Source organism: Kaistella sp. CFF1-2 (genome assembly GCF_059509915.1).
Genome location: NZ_JCAKLF010000001.1, coordinates 161,621 through 176,498, shown reverse-complemented (window position 1 = coordinate 176,498; position 14,878 = coordinate 161,621). Strand labels below are relative to the sequence as shown.

The following is a 14,878-nucleotide window of genomic DNA, read 5'->3' as shown; positions in this document are numbered from 1 at the left end:
AATTTATCTAGGAGGACAAATAGTTCCAAAATTTAATCCTGGTACATCTCCCATTCCATCATCGTCGCCTCCCGATTGTGCTTTTGCAACGTTAATATTTTCTACCGGTTTTAAATAGGAGGTTTGATACCCTTTGTAGATTTCTTCTTGTCTACGATCAATAATTTGATCTTTTGGATATTGCCCCATTACGAATTTAATTCCTGGATTTTTAATTCCCTTCTTAGCGGCTTCTGCCTTGACAAAGGCAATGTAACCTTCTAACACTTCCAAATCATAATATACTTCCTTAGAATCTGGTTCTTTTCGAGTTGCATTAATTAATTTGTAGTTTCCATTTTCGTATTCTGTAGACAAAGTTTTAGCTAATTTTCGATCAATTAGATGTTCTTTATAAGCTGCTGAAACTTCCGGTTTTTCTTCACTTTGCGATTTTTTTTCTGCTTTTGCACATGAAATAACAGCACAAGATAACAATGCTACACTCAACATGGATTTTACATGGATTTTTGCATTCATAGTATTTGTTTTTATAGTTAGTTTTTATCAAATTTAACATATATTTGAAAAGATGAATAGGGATTTTCACCCTTTTTATTGTTTTTGAAAAAATTATAGGTTTATGTCACAAGATTTAATTGAAAATTATCATCAGATAAAAAATCAATTACCCGCTAACGTTCAATTAGTTGCTGTTTCTAAAACGCATCCCGCCGAAGCTGTAAAATTAGTTTACAATGCTGGACAACGAGTTTTTGGCGAAAACAAAGTTCAGGAAATGGTTGAAAAGTATGAACTGCTTCCTAAAGATATTCAATGGCATTTAATTGGACATTTGCAAACGAATAAAGTAAAATACATTGCGCCCTTTGTAAGTGTGATCCAAAGTGTTGATTCTGAAAAACTTTTGCGTGAAATAGATAAACATGCAGAGAAAAATCAACGAAAAATAAGCGTTCTTTTGCAAGTAAAAATTGCGGAAGAAGATTCGAAAACAGGATTGGAAGTTTCAGAAACCAAAGAATTATTTCTAAACTATCTTCAAGGTGAATTTCCAAACGTTGAAATTATAGGTCTAATGGGCATGGCTACTTTCACCAATGATCAAGAGCAAGTGAAAAGAGAATTTCAATTTCTAAAACGACTTTTTGATCAACTTTCCATTCAGAAAAAATTAGACGTTCTTTCCATGGGTATGAGTGATGATTTTCCTTTAGCAATCGAATGCGGTGCCAATTCTGTCAGAGTTGGTTCTGCCATTTTTGGTCAACGTAACTATCAAAACCTCTAAAACACAGTTAGGAACAATTTTTGCTGCTTCATAGCAACATTGAAAATAATACTATCCCAATACATATTATGCAGAAAATACTGATTGTAGAAGACGAAAAAGCAATTTCAGGAGTCTTACACAGCATCTTAAGTGATGAACTTCCCGATTACGAATTCATCATTGCCGAAGATGGTTTAGAAGGCTATAAAAATATAGAAAAAGACGATTTTAGTTTGGTTATTTCAGACATTAAAATGCCGAAACTTTCAGGAACCGAGTTGTTGAAGCAAAGTTTAGCTTTAAAACCAGATCAAACGTTTGTAATGATCTCTGGTCATGCAGATATTGATACGGCAGTTGATTGTCTTAAAGAAGGCGCTTACGACTTTATTTCGAAACCAATTGATATTAATCGATTGATTACGAGTGTTAAAAACGCTTTAGATAAAGGAAATCTTCGAAGTGAAAACAAAAATCTACAATCAGAAAACAAAAATCTGAAGAAAAAAGTCAACAAGAAATATCAAATGATTGGAGAAAGCCCCGCGCTTAAGAAAATCCAGGATATGATTGATAAAGTGGCGGTTTCGGATGCTCGAGTTTTAATTACAGGCCCGAATGGTGCCGGAAAAGAATTGGTTGCTCATGCAATTCATGCGCAAAGTGAGCGATCTAAAGGTCCCATGGTTGAAGTAAACTGTGCGGCAATTCCTTCAGAATTAATTGAATCCGAATTATTTGGACACGTTAAAGGTTCTTTTACAGGAGCGATTAAAGATAAATCTGGAAAATTTGAGTTAGCTAATAACGGAACTATTTTCTTGGACGAAATTGGTGATATGAGCCTTATTGCACAAGCAAAAGTTCTTAGAGCATTACAAGAAAGCAAAGTTTCGCCAGTTGGAAGTGATAAAGAAATCCGTGTTGATGTACGTGTAGTTGCTGCAACTAACAAGAATATGAAAAAGGAAATCGATGAAGGACGTTTCCGTGAGGATTTGTACCACAGACTTTCTGTTATTGAGATTTATGTACCGCCATTGGATGATCGTAAAGAGGATATTCCGTTGCTTGTTGAGCATTTCTCAAAGCTAATTGCAGATGAGCAAGGAACGGCAATGAAACAGTTTGATACTGCTGCAATTAAAGCACTTCAAGCCTTTTCTTGGACGGGAAATATCCGTGAACTTAGAAATGTGGTTGAGCGTTTAATTATTTTGGGAAGTTCTCCTGTATCTGCAGAGGATGTTGCAAATTTTGTAAGAAAATAATAGTAACATAACATACTAAATGGAAAGTTTGCGGTAATTTTGCCGCAAACTTTCTTTTTGGAAAGATTGAAACATTTTATATGGCATTTTTAGACCCCGAATACACCAAACGAACCTTAACTTTAGCTGCACCTGTAATGCTTACCCAATTAGGGCAAGTATCAGTAAACTTATTCGATAATATTATTGTTGGAAAACTTTTAGGTCCCGATGCGTTAGCTTCTGTTTCCCTTGGAAACGGAGTGTTTTTTAGTGTATTCATTTTTGGATTGGGAATGTCACTTGCGATTCCACCGCTTGTTTCAGAGGCGAATTCTCAGAAAAACAAAAAACAAATTGATAGTATTTTTCGTCACGGTTTTGTGATTAATATGACGGTTGGCTTTTTATTGATGTTATTGCTTTTAGCGGCAATGCCTTTGTTGAATCACATGAATCAACCCAAAGAAATTATTCCCGATACCATTACGTACTTAACGATTATGGCATTTAGTATTATTCCGTTTATGGGATTTCAAACGCTTCGGGAGGTTTCGGAAGGTCTATCCTACACTATTGGAGTCACAAAAGCGACTATCATTGCAAACATTATTAATATTATTTTAAACTATATTTTAATTCAAGGATTATTTGGTTTCCCGAAAATGGGCGTTGCAGGATCAGCTTGGGCAACCTTTATCGCTCGAGTTTTCATGGTTGTATTTCTATTTTTAGTCATGCAAAAAGAAGCCAAAACAAAAGAATATCTCAAGAATTTTAGCTTAAAAATCAGTTTGTTTTCCAAAGCATTATTCAACAAAATGATTAAAATAGGAGTCCCCACTTCCCTACAAATGTTTTTTGAAGTAACGGCTTTTGCAGCAGCAGCTTTCATTTGTGGTTTGGTCAGCGCTAAAGATATTTCATCGCATCAAATTGCCTTAAGCATGGCGTCTTTTACCTTTAATTTATGTATTGGGTTGGGTGTTGCTTCAACGGTTTTAATTGGAAATAAAATGGGCGAACGAAATTTTGTAGAGCTCCGAAAAGTGGGTGTAAACAATATTAAAATTGTTTTTATTGGGATGATTTTCGCTGGACTTATTTTTATCGTTGCTCGGAATATTCTGCCCACTTTCTTTACCGATTCTTCAGAAGTTCATGTTATTGAATTGGCTTCTCAATTATTGATTATTGCTGCTTTATTTCAACTTTCAGATGGAATTCAAGTGGTTACTTTAGGATGTTTACGTGGTATTCAAGATGTGAAAATCCCGAGCGTAATCACGTTTATAGCGTATTGGATTATTACGATTCCGCTAGGATATTACCTATGTTATATCCAAGGAATGGGTGCTATTGGAATGTGGATTGGTTTAGGAATTGGACTTTCCATTTCTGCCGTTTTATTGGTGAAACGTTTCCATGATTTAACCAAACGACGAATCGAAAATTCAGAAAAATACACATAAAAAAAGCAGAAGTTAAACTTCTGCTTTTTGTTTTATATAAATAACTTAGCAAAAAAATATAATGAGATCGACAGCTTATATATGTGCCTATGTTTTCTAATTTAAAATAAATTCTACATATTTCCAGATTATAATTTTCCGAACTTTGATTCATACTTACTTAAATCTGCATATTGATTTGAAAATAATTGGATAGGATTCGTTGAATGATCGAATTTAGATTTTTCAATCTGTTTTTCTTTAATAATTACTCCATTATCATATTTTCTAATTAGAACTATTTTTTCATTGTCATATTCTAGGAATATAATTACTATTTCAAAAATAATCTCATTACTAGAGTTTTTATAGGGAATAGTTAAACTTGTTTTACAATTGTCAAAATCATATTCGAAAGAAACTGCACCTCGTGCATAACTACTTGTATTTAATTTGAGATTACTTATATTAGTTTCAGGATATAAGTTGTGAATTATTGTTGTCTCTTTGTACAGTAATAATCTATATTTTTGGACCTCGCCACATATGCGACATTCTCCAATGTATAGATCAAAATTATTCTTACTTGTATTCTTTTCTAAATTTAAATTCTCACTCTTAAATACTTCATCTGCAATTTTTAAATAATGGAAAAAAGGAATAATTCTATTGCTAAATTTTGAAGGTACATCTAGCTTCTTTTTTTCATTCCAAAATGGCTTCAAACTAGTGTTTGAGTGCCTTTCATGAAAATGTTTAAAGCCAGTATTTTCATCTCCAAAAAATAAAATCAGCCCTGTACTCGGTGAAACTTGCATTACATCTGTTTTACGAAAACCATGAAATATAAGATTATCTTTTTTGTAATCAGGATTTTTAGAATCCTCAATAATAAAATCTTTTTCCCCTTGTGAAAGTAGGTTTGTCATATAATGCTGTCTAACTTGTTTTACAATGAATTTGATTAAAGTTTGAATTCTAATTTAACATTAAAAAATAGTCCTGTTAATCGAACTGGAACTGCATAAACAGCATCCGAACTTACATCCGAAATCCATTGATTCGCAACGGTATTGTTGATGTTAAAGGCATTAAATATTTGAACTCCTAACGTCAATTCTTTAAAATTACCCCAGAAATTCCCATGCGCTTTATGTTCATCTTGATCGATAAAAACTTTGGACATTCCGATATCAACACGTTTATACGATGGTAATCGTTTTTGATAGTTATAATGCGCGGTGAAATCAGGTTGCTGTGTCAAAGGATCAATCGTAATCGGTGTTCCCGTTGGTAATCCACTTGCATAAACCAAAGTTAAATTCACCTTCATACTAGGAAATTTCGGCATATAATCTTGATAAAACATCGATAACCTCAAGCGTTGATCGGTAGGTCTAGGAATATTTCCTAATTTGTTGATATTCTCATAAACACGTGCATAACTTGCACTGATCCAAGAATCAACTCCAGGAACGAATTGTCCAAACAATCTTGTGTCAATTCCGTAGGCATATCCTTCCGCATTATTTTCGCCCGAATACCGAACTCGAACATTATCCATATAATACGGAATCAAACGATCCATTTTCTTGTAATATGCCTCTGTTGTTAATTTTAACGGCCGATCAGCCATTTCAAATTCATAATCGTTTCCTAAAATCAATTGATACGAACGTTGCGCCTTGATATTCGAATTAAAATCCCCCGAAAGATCTTTTATTTCTTTATAAAATGGAGCTTGATAATACACGCCACCGGCAATTCTGAAAAGCATATCTGCATTCCAATCTGGTTTTAACGCGAATTGAACTCTCGGACTTACCAATGTTTCATCATTAAAATCCCAATGCTGCGCACGAACTCCCGCATTTAAAAATGCTTTTGAACTTCCCCAGAAAAACTTCTTGGAAAACTGCGCATAGGCTGAAATTCGAGTAGGATTAATTTTATTTGCCCCAGAAACATGATATTTTAAACTTAAATCTGAAGAATCCAAAGCACCAGGCAAAACAAAATCTTTAGGTGTGCTGTAGCCCATGGAATCTATTAATTGCCATTCATTGGTTAAATCACTTAGACTTTCCTTTTCAAACTTTGCTCCTACTTCAATATCGGTATTTACATCTGGTGAAAAACGGGCACGAAGTTGTGAGCCGTAGGTTTTTACCATTAAATCATTACGAGCATGATCGATTTGTCCACCGGCATCGTAATTTGGAATTGGATCACCCGATTGAGGATCAAATTTTTGAATTAAATACGCCGAAGCAATCGAATAATATTCTCGTTCTCTATTATGATACGCGAAATTGTCCAAGCTAAAACTCCATTTTTCATTCGGTTTGAAGTGAACTGACGCCGTACCCATCATATTTCGGTACTTATCATCTTCCTTACCATCATAAAAAACACTTACACGAATAGGCTGTTGCAAACTTCCAAAATCAATGTCCTTTTGTTTCGGAATCATCTCATAATCGTTCTTCGAATAAATTCCTAAGAATGAGACTTTCCATTTATCGTTGATTTGATAATTAATAAACGATTGGAAATCCATATATCTCGGGTTGAAATCGGTATCTTCATTCATTGTATTTAGAATGAGATTCGTGTTTCGATACCGTCCCGAAATCATAGCAGATAATTTCTGATCTTTCGTTGCAAAACCAGTAGATAAACGTCCGCCAATTAAACTCGCTTCACCAGCCAATTCAAATTTGGTCGGTTGCTTGTAGTAAATATTAAGTGCCGAAGCCATTTTATCGCCATATCGAGCTTCAAAACCACCAGCCGAAAAATTCACCACCGAAACCATATCTGGATTGATGATACTTAAACCTTCTTGCTGCGAGTTTCGAATTAAAAACGGACGATACAACTCAATATCATTGATGTAAATTAGATTTTCATCATAGTTTCCGCCACGAACCATGTATTGAGAGGAAAGTTCTGTGTTGGAATTTACAGAAGGAAGTGATTTCAACAAACCTTCTACACCACCAGAAATTGAAGCCACTTGCTGCGCATCTTTAGCGGATATCTTAACCGTCGTAAGATCGTTTGATTTAAATGCATTCGTCTTTTTTTGGAAAACGACTTCCTGAATATTATGAACTTTCGTACTATCCTTTTGCGCATAAAATGCGATGGGAAGCGACGCGAGAACTAAAAAGCTAATTTTTTTCAATGCGGAAAAAATATAATATTAAATAATGGCTTCCCTAACACGGGTTAGTTTTTCTAAAAGTGGTTCTAGCAAATCCAAACTAAGCATATTCGCACCATCTGATTTCGCATGTGCTGGATCAGGATGCGTTTCGATGAAAAGTCCATCCGCTCCTACTGCAATACCTGCTTTTGCGATGGTTTCTATAAGTTCAGGACGTCCGCCTGTAACGCCAGAACTTTGATTAGGTTGCTGCAAAGAATGCGTGATATCCAAAATCACAGGAGCGTAATTTTGCATCACCGGAATTCCTCTAAAATCTACGACTAAATCCGTATATCCAAACGAATTTCCACGTTCGATAATTCCTACTTTATCATTTCCTGAATCGATCACTTTTTGAACCGCAAATTGCATGGATTCTGGCGAAAGAAACTGTCCTTTTTTCAAGGTTACCGTTTTCCCTGTTTTAGCAGCAGCGATTAACAAATCGGTTTGACGAACTAGAAAAGCTGGAATTTGCAAAACATCAACATATTCAGCCGCTAAAGCTGCATGTTCATTTTCGTGAATATCCGTCGTCGTTGGAATATTGTATTTTTCACCAACCGCTTTGATAATCTCTAAAGCTTTTACATCTCCAATTCCCGTAAACGAATCTACACGAGAACGATTAGCCTTTTTGAACGATCCTTTAAAAATGTACGGAATGTTGAACTGATTGGACAAAGCCACTACTTTTTCGGCAACTTCAAAAGGCGTTTCTTCATTTTCAATAGCGCAAGGCCCAGCGATTAAGAAAAAATTCTTAGAATCGCGATGATGTATTTTATCTACGTTTAATAGCATTTTAATTCATTTATATATTGTTAAAACTATATTTTTTTCTTATTTAAAACTTCTTCACAATCTTTTCAATCGTGTTTATATTTCGAGAAGTAAATTTATCTTTAAATTTTTTCTTACCCAAAATTTTTCCAAATTCAGAGTTTAGCGTTTCTTGTTTTGGAATTTGCCAATAAAATGTTGAGTTAACACGACTTCCCTTTTCATTTTCTTGATGACTGCAAAGTTCATATTCCTCCAAAATTTCTTGGCTTTCTTTTTCTTCCGCAATAAAAACGTAGGAATGCCACTCTTTATTCTTTTCGAATGGGCTATTCTCTAATATTTTCTTTAGCTCCTTTTCCGATTTTACAAAAAGAAAAGCCTCATAATTGAAAGCTTTTGACATCGCGTTTTCTAAAGTCGTTTTTAATTCTAATACGGTTTTCTCAGATTGGAAAAGAATATTTCCGCTAGCCAAAACCGAAGATACATTCTCAACACCTGCTTTTGAAAAAACATTGCAAACATCCGCCATTTTCATGGCCATTCCATTGACATTTACGCCACGTAAAAACGCACAATATTTAGCAGATTCGTTCATTGATTGATTTCTTATTTCAATTTCTAATACAAAGATAAGGTGAAAAAATTGCAAAAAAAAACGGACCGAAGTCCGCTTTAATTTATGTATTTCTTATTGAGTTGCTTTCATGACTTGAGTTGTAATTTGATCCATTTTTTCCGTTTCGTACGTAGAATCAAAAGGCTTCATCACTTCGAACAAATACTGATAGAAAGGCGCAATTTTTTGAACGTTTTCCGACTCAATTAATGCTTTTTCTTTCCCCATTGCTTCAAGATTTTTGATAAACTCATTATACCGTTTATCAATAGGCTCAATCGAAGAAACAATGTACTGATACGCTTTGTCTTTCTGACCTAGCTTCGTATATGCTTCTACAACAGAACTTACAATCAATGAATATTCAAAAGGTTTTGAACGTAATAGTCTTCCTGCAAAGCGTTGTTCATCTTTTGAAAGACTGCTGTAATAATCGTATTCTCTAAAAGTTCCTTTTTTAAGGTCTTCAGCAAGTTTCAAACCTTTCTGTTCTTGTCCTGCAATGATATATCCATACACCATAGAACTTAATGAACGAGCATCATCGTATTTCGCAATCGGAATTTCACGACTTGCAAGGTCTAGTAATTCTACGGCTTTTCCTTTTTGACCACTCAATGCTAAAGCATCTGCCGCTCGACTTACAGAACTTCTGTAGCTCACAATATTTTGGGTACACGTCTCATCAAAGTGAACATTCAAATCTTTGAAATTACCCCATCGATAATTTTTCACAATTCGATACAAATCTTCACCATCAACACGTCCCATTTCACCACTTTCTTTTTCTTTAGTTTCGATAGGAACTAATCGATAACTAAATCCATCAAACTGCAAATAATCGTTTAGATAGAAGATATTTTCATCATCGTAAACCCCACCAGAAGAGAAATTAATAGGACGTTTCCAATCGAAATTGGCCAAAATATCCATTAATATCAAATTGTTTTTAAACATGCTTTGTCTTCTGTAATCGATCGTAATGTGATCAACCGCAAGATTTGCATCTTTAGCTTTGATAATTCCTGATTGAATTGCATTGGCTTTGTTTACCGGAATAACAAGTTTACTTGTTGGTAAGAAGTTAAAACGCTCGTATTTGTCTTCACCAAAAAGCATTTTAAGAATATCATCTTTTTCTGTAGATTTTATTTTCAAGAAGTTCACCGCGTCTTTGATAGACATAGAATCTTGTGTTAAATACTTTCTAAATGATGAAAATGAGTTTTCTGGTAATCCTCTTTCTTTTAAAGATCCAAAAAGACCTTCCCAATCGGATTTTTTGAAAACATACACCTGATCATTCGTTCCATCACGGTAATCTTTATGTTCAAGTATGGACGGAACTGGAGGACCAGAATACGTTTGTCTCTTAATTTGATCAATATACCAAGGCGTTGATGCTAATGTGAAATTCACGACTTTAACATCATCTCTAAAGTTTTCCGTTTCTTGAATCGCCCAAACTGGATACGTGTCATTATCCCCGTAAACAAACAAAATATTGTTTTTGTTTAATGACTTTAATACCGAATACGAATAATCATACGCCGCATATCGCTTACTACGATCATGAGCATTGTAGTTTTGGAAGCCCATCATCAAAGGAACAACCAATAAAGCGACTCCACCAATTAAAACAGCCGTGCTTTTCTTCACTTTTGAATAAAGGAAATATAAAACAGCGCCCGCTCCTAAACCAATCCAAATGGCAAAGGCAAAAAAGGAACCAACCATCGCATAATCTCGTTCTCGAGGTTCAAATGGTTTCACACCTGTATAAAAGATAATTCCGACGCTGGTAATAATGAACAACGATAAAATGGCGTAAAATCTTCCGAAATCTCTATTCGCTTGGAAATACAATCCGATTAAACCTAAAATTAATGGTAAGAAGAAAAACTTCACCGTACTTTCATTAGAATACATCGCTGGCATATCTTTTTGATTTCCCCACAATGCATTATCAATAAATGAAATTCCAGAAATCCAGTTTCCACGCGTGTTTTCGTTTTGTCCTTCTAAGTCATTTTGTCTTCCAACGAAGTTCCACATCAAATAACGAACGAAATAATATCCGTTTTGGAAGGTAATGAAATAATCTAAATTCTGAGCAAATGAAGGTCTCTGAACATTGATTAAATCGTATTTTTTAGCTTCTAAATAATCATCAATGGTAATGGTTTTATCTTCGTACTTTTTACGAAGTTGATCAAAAACTTCCTGTGCTTGAGGATTATCTGCAAGTTCTGTATTTCCATAGTTGAACGTAAAATCTGGTGCACCATACATGGAAATATAATTCGCCATGACTTGCTTGTCCTCGTTGAACATTCTTGGCATAAAGCTTACATGCGCTTGGTTATACACATAGCTGAAACGCTCTCCTACTTTACGATATTCACCTGTTTGCTCATCTTTTTCGTAGATATCACCAAACTTTAGAAGACCACCATCTTTTTGAGTTTTATAACTTCCATCTGCATTTCTTTCGATACCATTGTTATCCAAATGCGCCGTATAGTTTTGTCCGTAGGTAGTTGGCCAATCACCGTATTGTTCACGGTTGTAGTAATCCAACATACCAATGGCGTTATCTGGATTATTTAAGTTCATTGGCGGATTTGCGTTAGCACGAATCGGAATCACCAACCAACAAGAGAAACCAATCATCATAAAAATCAAAGATAAAGCAATCGTCTGGTAGATTCTTTTTCCTGTTTTTCTAGCTCTTTTCAAACCAAAATAACATACTGCTAAAAGGATTAGGAATGCTAAAATAGTTCCTGAGTTAAATGGTAAACCAACACCATTAACGGCAAATATTTCCAATTTCCCAAATAACGACATGATTAATGGGAAAATAAATTTGAAAACTAATGCTAAAATCAATAGCGTAACGAGATTCGCATAAATGAAAGATTTCCAAGAAAATTCGTAATTCTTGGTGTAGAAAATCAAACAAACTGCTGGAATCGCCAACATACACATCATGTGAACCCCCACAGATAATCCAACTAAGAAGAAGATTAAGATAATCCAACGTTCATTATGTTCCGTATGGAATTCATCTTCGTATTTTGTGATTAACCAAACTAAAAGTCCAATAAACATCGTAGCCATCGAGTATACTTCTCCTTCTACAGCTGAATACCAGAACGTATCCGAAAATGTAAAACACAAAGCTCCAACAACTCCCGAGAAGAAAATAGCCCATTCATCTGTTTTAGTTAGTGATTCTTTAATATTTCCGTAAATAGTTTTAACTAAATGCGTGATGATCCAGAACAAAAACAAAATGGTAAACGCACTACACAAAGCAGATAGAGCATTAATGATTAGTCCATATTTTTGTCCATCTCCAAAAGCGAGCATCGCTGCAACTGCACCAACGAGTTGAAATAAAGCTGCACCAGGAGCGTGAGTTACTTCTAGTTTTACTGCCGAAGAAATATATTCTCCAGTATCCCAAAAACTAAAATTGTGCTCAATGGTGGAGAGATAAACAATAAATGAAATCGCAAAAATCACCCATCCTAAGATCGTATTCCACTTCTTGAATGTCCAGTCTTTCATAAATTTAAAACTTTTGAGGCCAAAAATAATACTTTATAATCAGTTTATCGGCGTTTTATGAAAAATTTGATACGGAAAAATTGGTTTAGATTGAAACGAACATAATTGTTGATATAAATCGTTGCATATTGAATTAATTATGAATAGTTACACATAAAAGTAAAAATTTTCTTACTTTTGCAGTCGTTTTAAGAGTTAGTAATAAAGATGAAGAATGTTTACAATAATATTCTTGGATTAATTGGTAATACGCCTTTAGTAAAGCTAAATTCGGTTACCGAATCCATTCCTGCAGAGGTGTATGCCAAGTTGGAATGTTTTAATCCAGGGCATTCAACAAAAGACAGAATCGCACTTCACATTATAGAGAATGCCGAGAAAAAAGGCCTTCTTAACCCCAGTTCTATTATCGTAGAAACAACTTCAGGAAACACTGGGTTTTCTATTGCCATGGTTTCTATTTTAAAAGGATATCAGTGTATTTTAGCCGTAAGTGATAAGACCAAACCAGAAAAAATCTCCTATTTGAAAGCTTTAGGAGCTAAAGTTTATGTTTGTCCAGCGTCAGTTCCAGCAGATGATCCAAGATCATACTATGAAGTAGCGAAAAAAATTGCTTCTGAAACTCCGAATTCTATTTACATCAACCAATATTTTAACGAATTAAATATTGATGCACATTATCAAACGACAGGTCCTGAAATTTGGGATCAAACGGAAGGTAAAGTAACACATTTATTTGCTTGTACAGGAACAGGTGGAACGTTATCAGGATCAGCAAAATACTTAAAGGAGAAAAATCCAGATATTAAAATCATCGGTGTTGATGCAGATGGTTCTATTTTGAAAGGCTATTTTGATACAGGAAAAATCAACGAAGACGATATTCATTCCTACCAAATTGAAGGAATGGGGAAAAATCTTATCCCAGCGGCGTTATTATTTGATCAAATCGATGAATTTGTCCGAGTAAATGATGAAGACGCAGCTTATAGAACTCGTGAAATCGCTTTGAAAGAAGGAATTTTAGGAGGTTATACTACTGGAGCAGTTACTCAAGGATTACTTCAATATGCTGCTGAAAATCCTTTTAAAAAGGATGATGTGGTCGTTCTTATTTATCCAGATCATGGTTCTCGTTACATGACCAAAGTCTATAGCGACGAATGGATGTCGGAACAAGGTTTCACCGAAGGTGAACACAGCAAGTACGACGACGCTATTTACGTAGAATATTGCAAACAATAAATCAAATTCTTTAACCTCCTGAAAATTATCAGGAGGTTTCTGTTTTAAGGTAAATTTAATTACCTTTGCAACCTAATTAACAATTATTTAAACAACTCAACTATACAATGGTAGATATTTTTGACAGAATCAAGCAAAATCCTGGACCATTAGGGCAATTTGCTGATTACGGTGAAGGTTATTTTATTTTCCCAAGATTAGAAGGACCTATAGGACCGAGAATGATCTTTCAAGGTAAGGAAGTAATCTTCTGGAGTGCTAATGATTATTTAGGACTTTGTAACCATCCCGAAGTAAAAAAAGCAGATGCGGATGCCGCTGCAGAATACGGAATGTTCTACCCTATGGGAGCTCGTGCAATGTCTGGTGAAACAGATCAGCACCTTCAATTAGAAAAAGAATTGGCAGAGTTTGTTGAAAAAGATGCAGCGTATTTATTGAATTTTGGTTACCAAGGAATGACATCAACGATTGATGCATTGGTTAGCCGTCACGACGTGATTGTTTATGATGTAGATTCTCACGCCTGTATCGTAGATGGTGTTAGAATGCACATGGGTAAAAGTTTTACTTACCGTCATAATGATATCGCTAGTTTAGAGAAAAATCTTCAAAGAGCGACAAAAGTTGCGGAAGAAAACGGAGGTGGAATTTTAGTAATCACTGAGGGTGTTTTCGGAATGAGAGGCCAACAAGGAAAACTAAAAGAAATTTGCGAGCTTAAAAGCAAATACAACTTCAGATTATTAGTTGATGATGCTCATGGTTTCGGTACTTTAGGAGAAAGAGGTGCTGGTGCTGGTGAAGAGCAAGGTTGTCAAGATCAAATCGATGTATACTTCTCAACATTTGCGAAGTCTATGGCTGGTTTTGGAGCTTTCATCGCTGGAAATAAAGAGATTATTCGTTATTTGAAGTTCAACTTACGTTCTCAGATTTTTGCTAAATCTTTGACAATGCCAATGGTAATCGGAGGTTTAAAGAGATTGGAACTTCTAAGAAGTCGTCCAGAAATCAAAGCGAAATTGTGGGAAAATGTAAACAAACTGCAAAACGGATTGAAAGAAAGAGGTTTCAACCTTGGAGATACCAACACATGTGTTACACCAGTAATGATGCAAGGATCACCAGTTGAAGCGACACTTCTTGTTAAAGATCTTCGTGAAAACTTCGGAATTTTCACCTCAGTTGTAGTATACCCAGTAATTCCTAAGGGAATGATTTTGTTGAGATTAATTCCAACAGCGTCGCACACCGATGCAGAAATCAACGAAACACTTGCGGCATTTGAAGCAATCCACGATAAGTTGGTCAACGGTTTCTACAAAGAAGCTGCAGAAAAGCTTTTAGCAGATCAAAATTTAGAATTTAAGCCTATTTAATAGATTACAATTCAAAAAAATATTAAAGGATGCAAATTTTGCATCCCTTTTTTTTTAAATATTTGATGAAAAATATTCC

11 protein-coding genes are annotated in these 14,878 nt (G+C 34.9%); 5 read left to right on the top strand and 6 right to left on the bottom strand.

From position 1 onward, the window contains the following. Positions 1-3 precede the first annotated feature (3 nt). On the bottom strand, positions 4-519 hold the full coding sequence (locus tag AC5XHR_RS00820) for a hypothetical protein (protein WP_495948871.1): 516 nt from the start codon (positions 517-519) through the stop codon (positions 4-6). A gap of 103 nt (positions 520-622) precedes the next feature. Here AC5XHR_RS00820 and AC5XHR_RS00815 point away from each other — a divergent pair, with 103 nt between their 5' ends. From AC5XHR_RS00815 to AC5XHR_RS00805, 3 genes are all read left to right on the top strand, one after another. Beyond that, the gene (locus AC5XHR_RS00815) at positions 623-1,291 is read left to right on the top strand and encodes a YggS family pyridoxal phosphate-dependent enzyme (RefSeq protein WP_495948870.1); all 669 of its coding nucleotides are present in this window, start codon (positions 623-625) and stop codon (positions 1,289-1,291) included. A gap of 68 nt (positions 1,292-1,359) precedes the next feature. Then, the gene (locus tag AC5XHR_RS00810) at positions 1,360-2,544 is read left to right on the top strand and encodes a sigma-54-dependent transcriptional regulator (protein WP_495948869.1); all 1,185 of its coding nucleotides are present in this window, start codon (positions 1,360-1,362) and stop codon (positions 2,542-2,544) included. Positions 2,545-2,624: 80 nt separating this feature from the next. Further along, the gene (locus AC5XHR_RS00805) at positions 2,625-3,995 is read left to right on the top strand and encodes an MATE family efflux transporter (protein ID WP_495948868.1); all 1,371 of its coding nucleotides are present in this window, start codon (positions 2,625-2,627) and stop codon (positions 3,993-3,995) included. Between the two features lie 128 nt (positions 3,996-4,123). On the opposite strand, the gene AC5XHR_RS00800 is transcribed toward AC5XHR_RS00805, so the two are convergent. The 5 genes from AC5XHR_RS00800 to AC5XHR_RS00780 form a co-directional block, all read right to left on the bottom strand. Further along, positions 4,124-4,903, bottom strand: a complete 780-nt coding sequence (locus AC5XHR_RS00800) for a hypothetical protein (protein ID WP_495948867.1) — start codon at positions 4,901-4,903, stop codon at positions 4,124-4,126. 35 nt (positions 4,904-4,938) lie between these two features. Next, complete coding sequence (locus AC5XHR_RS00795) at positions 4,939-7,164, bottom strand: TonB-dependent receptor plug domain-containing protein (RefSeq protein ID WP_495948866.1); 2,226 nt, start codon at positions 7,162-7,164, stop codon at positions 4,939-4,941. Positions 7,165-7,182: 18 nt separating this feature from the next. Then, positions 7,183-7,992 (bottom strand): 3-deoxy-8-phosphooctulonate synthase, encoded by an 810-nt coding sequence (gene kdsA / locus AC5XHR_RS00790; protein ID WP_495948865.1) that lies wholly within the window; start codon positions 7,990-7,992, stop codon positions 7,183-7,185. A 43-nt stretch (positions 7,993-8,035) separates the two neighbouring features. Next, positions 8,036-8,572, bottom strand: a complete 537-nt coding sequence (locus AC5XHR_RS00785) for a DUF1697 domain-containing protein (protein ID WP_495948864.1) — start codon at positions 8,570-8,572, stop codon at positions 8,036-8,038. A gap of 93 nt (positions 8,573-8,665) precedes the next feature. Continuing rightward, positions 8,666-12,169 (bottom strand): glycosyltransferase family 117 protein, encoded by a 3,504-nt coding sequence (locus AC5XHR_RS00780; protein WP_495948863.1) that lies wholly within the window; start codon positions 12,167-12,169, stop codon positions 8,666-8,668. 207 nt (positions 12,170-12,376) lie between these two features. On the opposite strand from AC5XHR_RS00780, the gene AC5XHR_RS00775 reads away from it, so the two are divergent. Both AC5XHR_RS00775 and AC5XHR_RS00770 read left to right on the top strand, forming a co-directional pair. Next, a complete protein-coding gene (locus tag AC5XHR_RS00775; protein ID WP_495948862.1) occupies positions 12,377-13,417 on the top strand; it encodes a PLP-dependent cysteine synthase family protein in 1,041 nt (346 codons plus the stop codon). 107 nt (positions 13,418-13,524) lie between these two features. Further along, positions 13,525-14,799, top strand: a complete 1,275-nt coding sequence (locus AC5XHR_RS00770) for an aminotransferase class I/II-fold pyridoxal phosphate-dependent enzyme (RefSeq protein WP_495948861.1) — start codon at positions 13,525-13,527, stop codon at positions 14,797-14,799. The last annotated feature ends 79 nt before the right edge of the window (positions 14,800-14,878 follow it).

Bases quoted from the DNA above. Each gene is read 5' to 3' on its own strand.
- AC5XHR_RS00820 (WP_495948871.1), bottom strand. From the start codon at position 519: ATGAATGCAAAAATCCATGTAAAATCCATGTTGAGTGTAGCATTGTTA.
- AC5XHR_RS00815 (WP_495948870.1), top strand. From the start codon at position 623: ATGTCACAAGATTTAATTGAAAATTATCATCAGATAAAAAATCAATTA.
- AC5XHR_RS00810 (WP_495948869.1), top strand. From the start codon at position 1,360: ATGCAGAAAATACTGATTGTAGAAGACGAAAAAGCAATTTCAGGAGTC.
- AC5XHR_RS00805 (WP_495948868.1), top strand. From the start codon at position 2,625: ATGGCATTTTTAGACCCCGAATACACCAAACGAACCTTAACTTTAGCT.
- AC5XHR_RS00800 (WP_495948867.1), bottom strand. From the start codon at position 4,903: ATGACAAACCTACTTTCACAAGGGGAAAAAGATTTTATTATTGAGGAT.
- kdsA (WP_495948865.1), bottom strand. From the start codon at position 7,992: ATGCTATTAAACGTAGATAAAATACATCATCGCGATTCTAAGAATTTT.
- AC5XHR_RS00785 (WP_495948864.1), bottom strand. From the start codon at position 8,572: ATGAACGAATCTGCTAAATATTGTGCGTTTTTACGTGGCGTAAATGTC.
- AC5XHR_RS00780 (WP_495948863.1), bottom strand. From the start codon at position 12,169: ATGAAAGACTGGACATTCAAGAAGTGGAATACGATCTTAGGATGGGTG.
- AC5XHR_RS00775 (WP_495948862.1), top strand. From the start codon at position 12,377: ATGAAGAATGTTTACAATAATATTCTTGGATTAATTGGTAATACGCCT.
- AC5XHR_RS00770 (WP_495948861.1), top strand. From the start codon at position 13,525: ATGGTAGATATTTTTGACAGAATCAAGCAAAATCCTGGACCATTAGGG.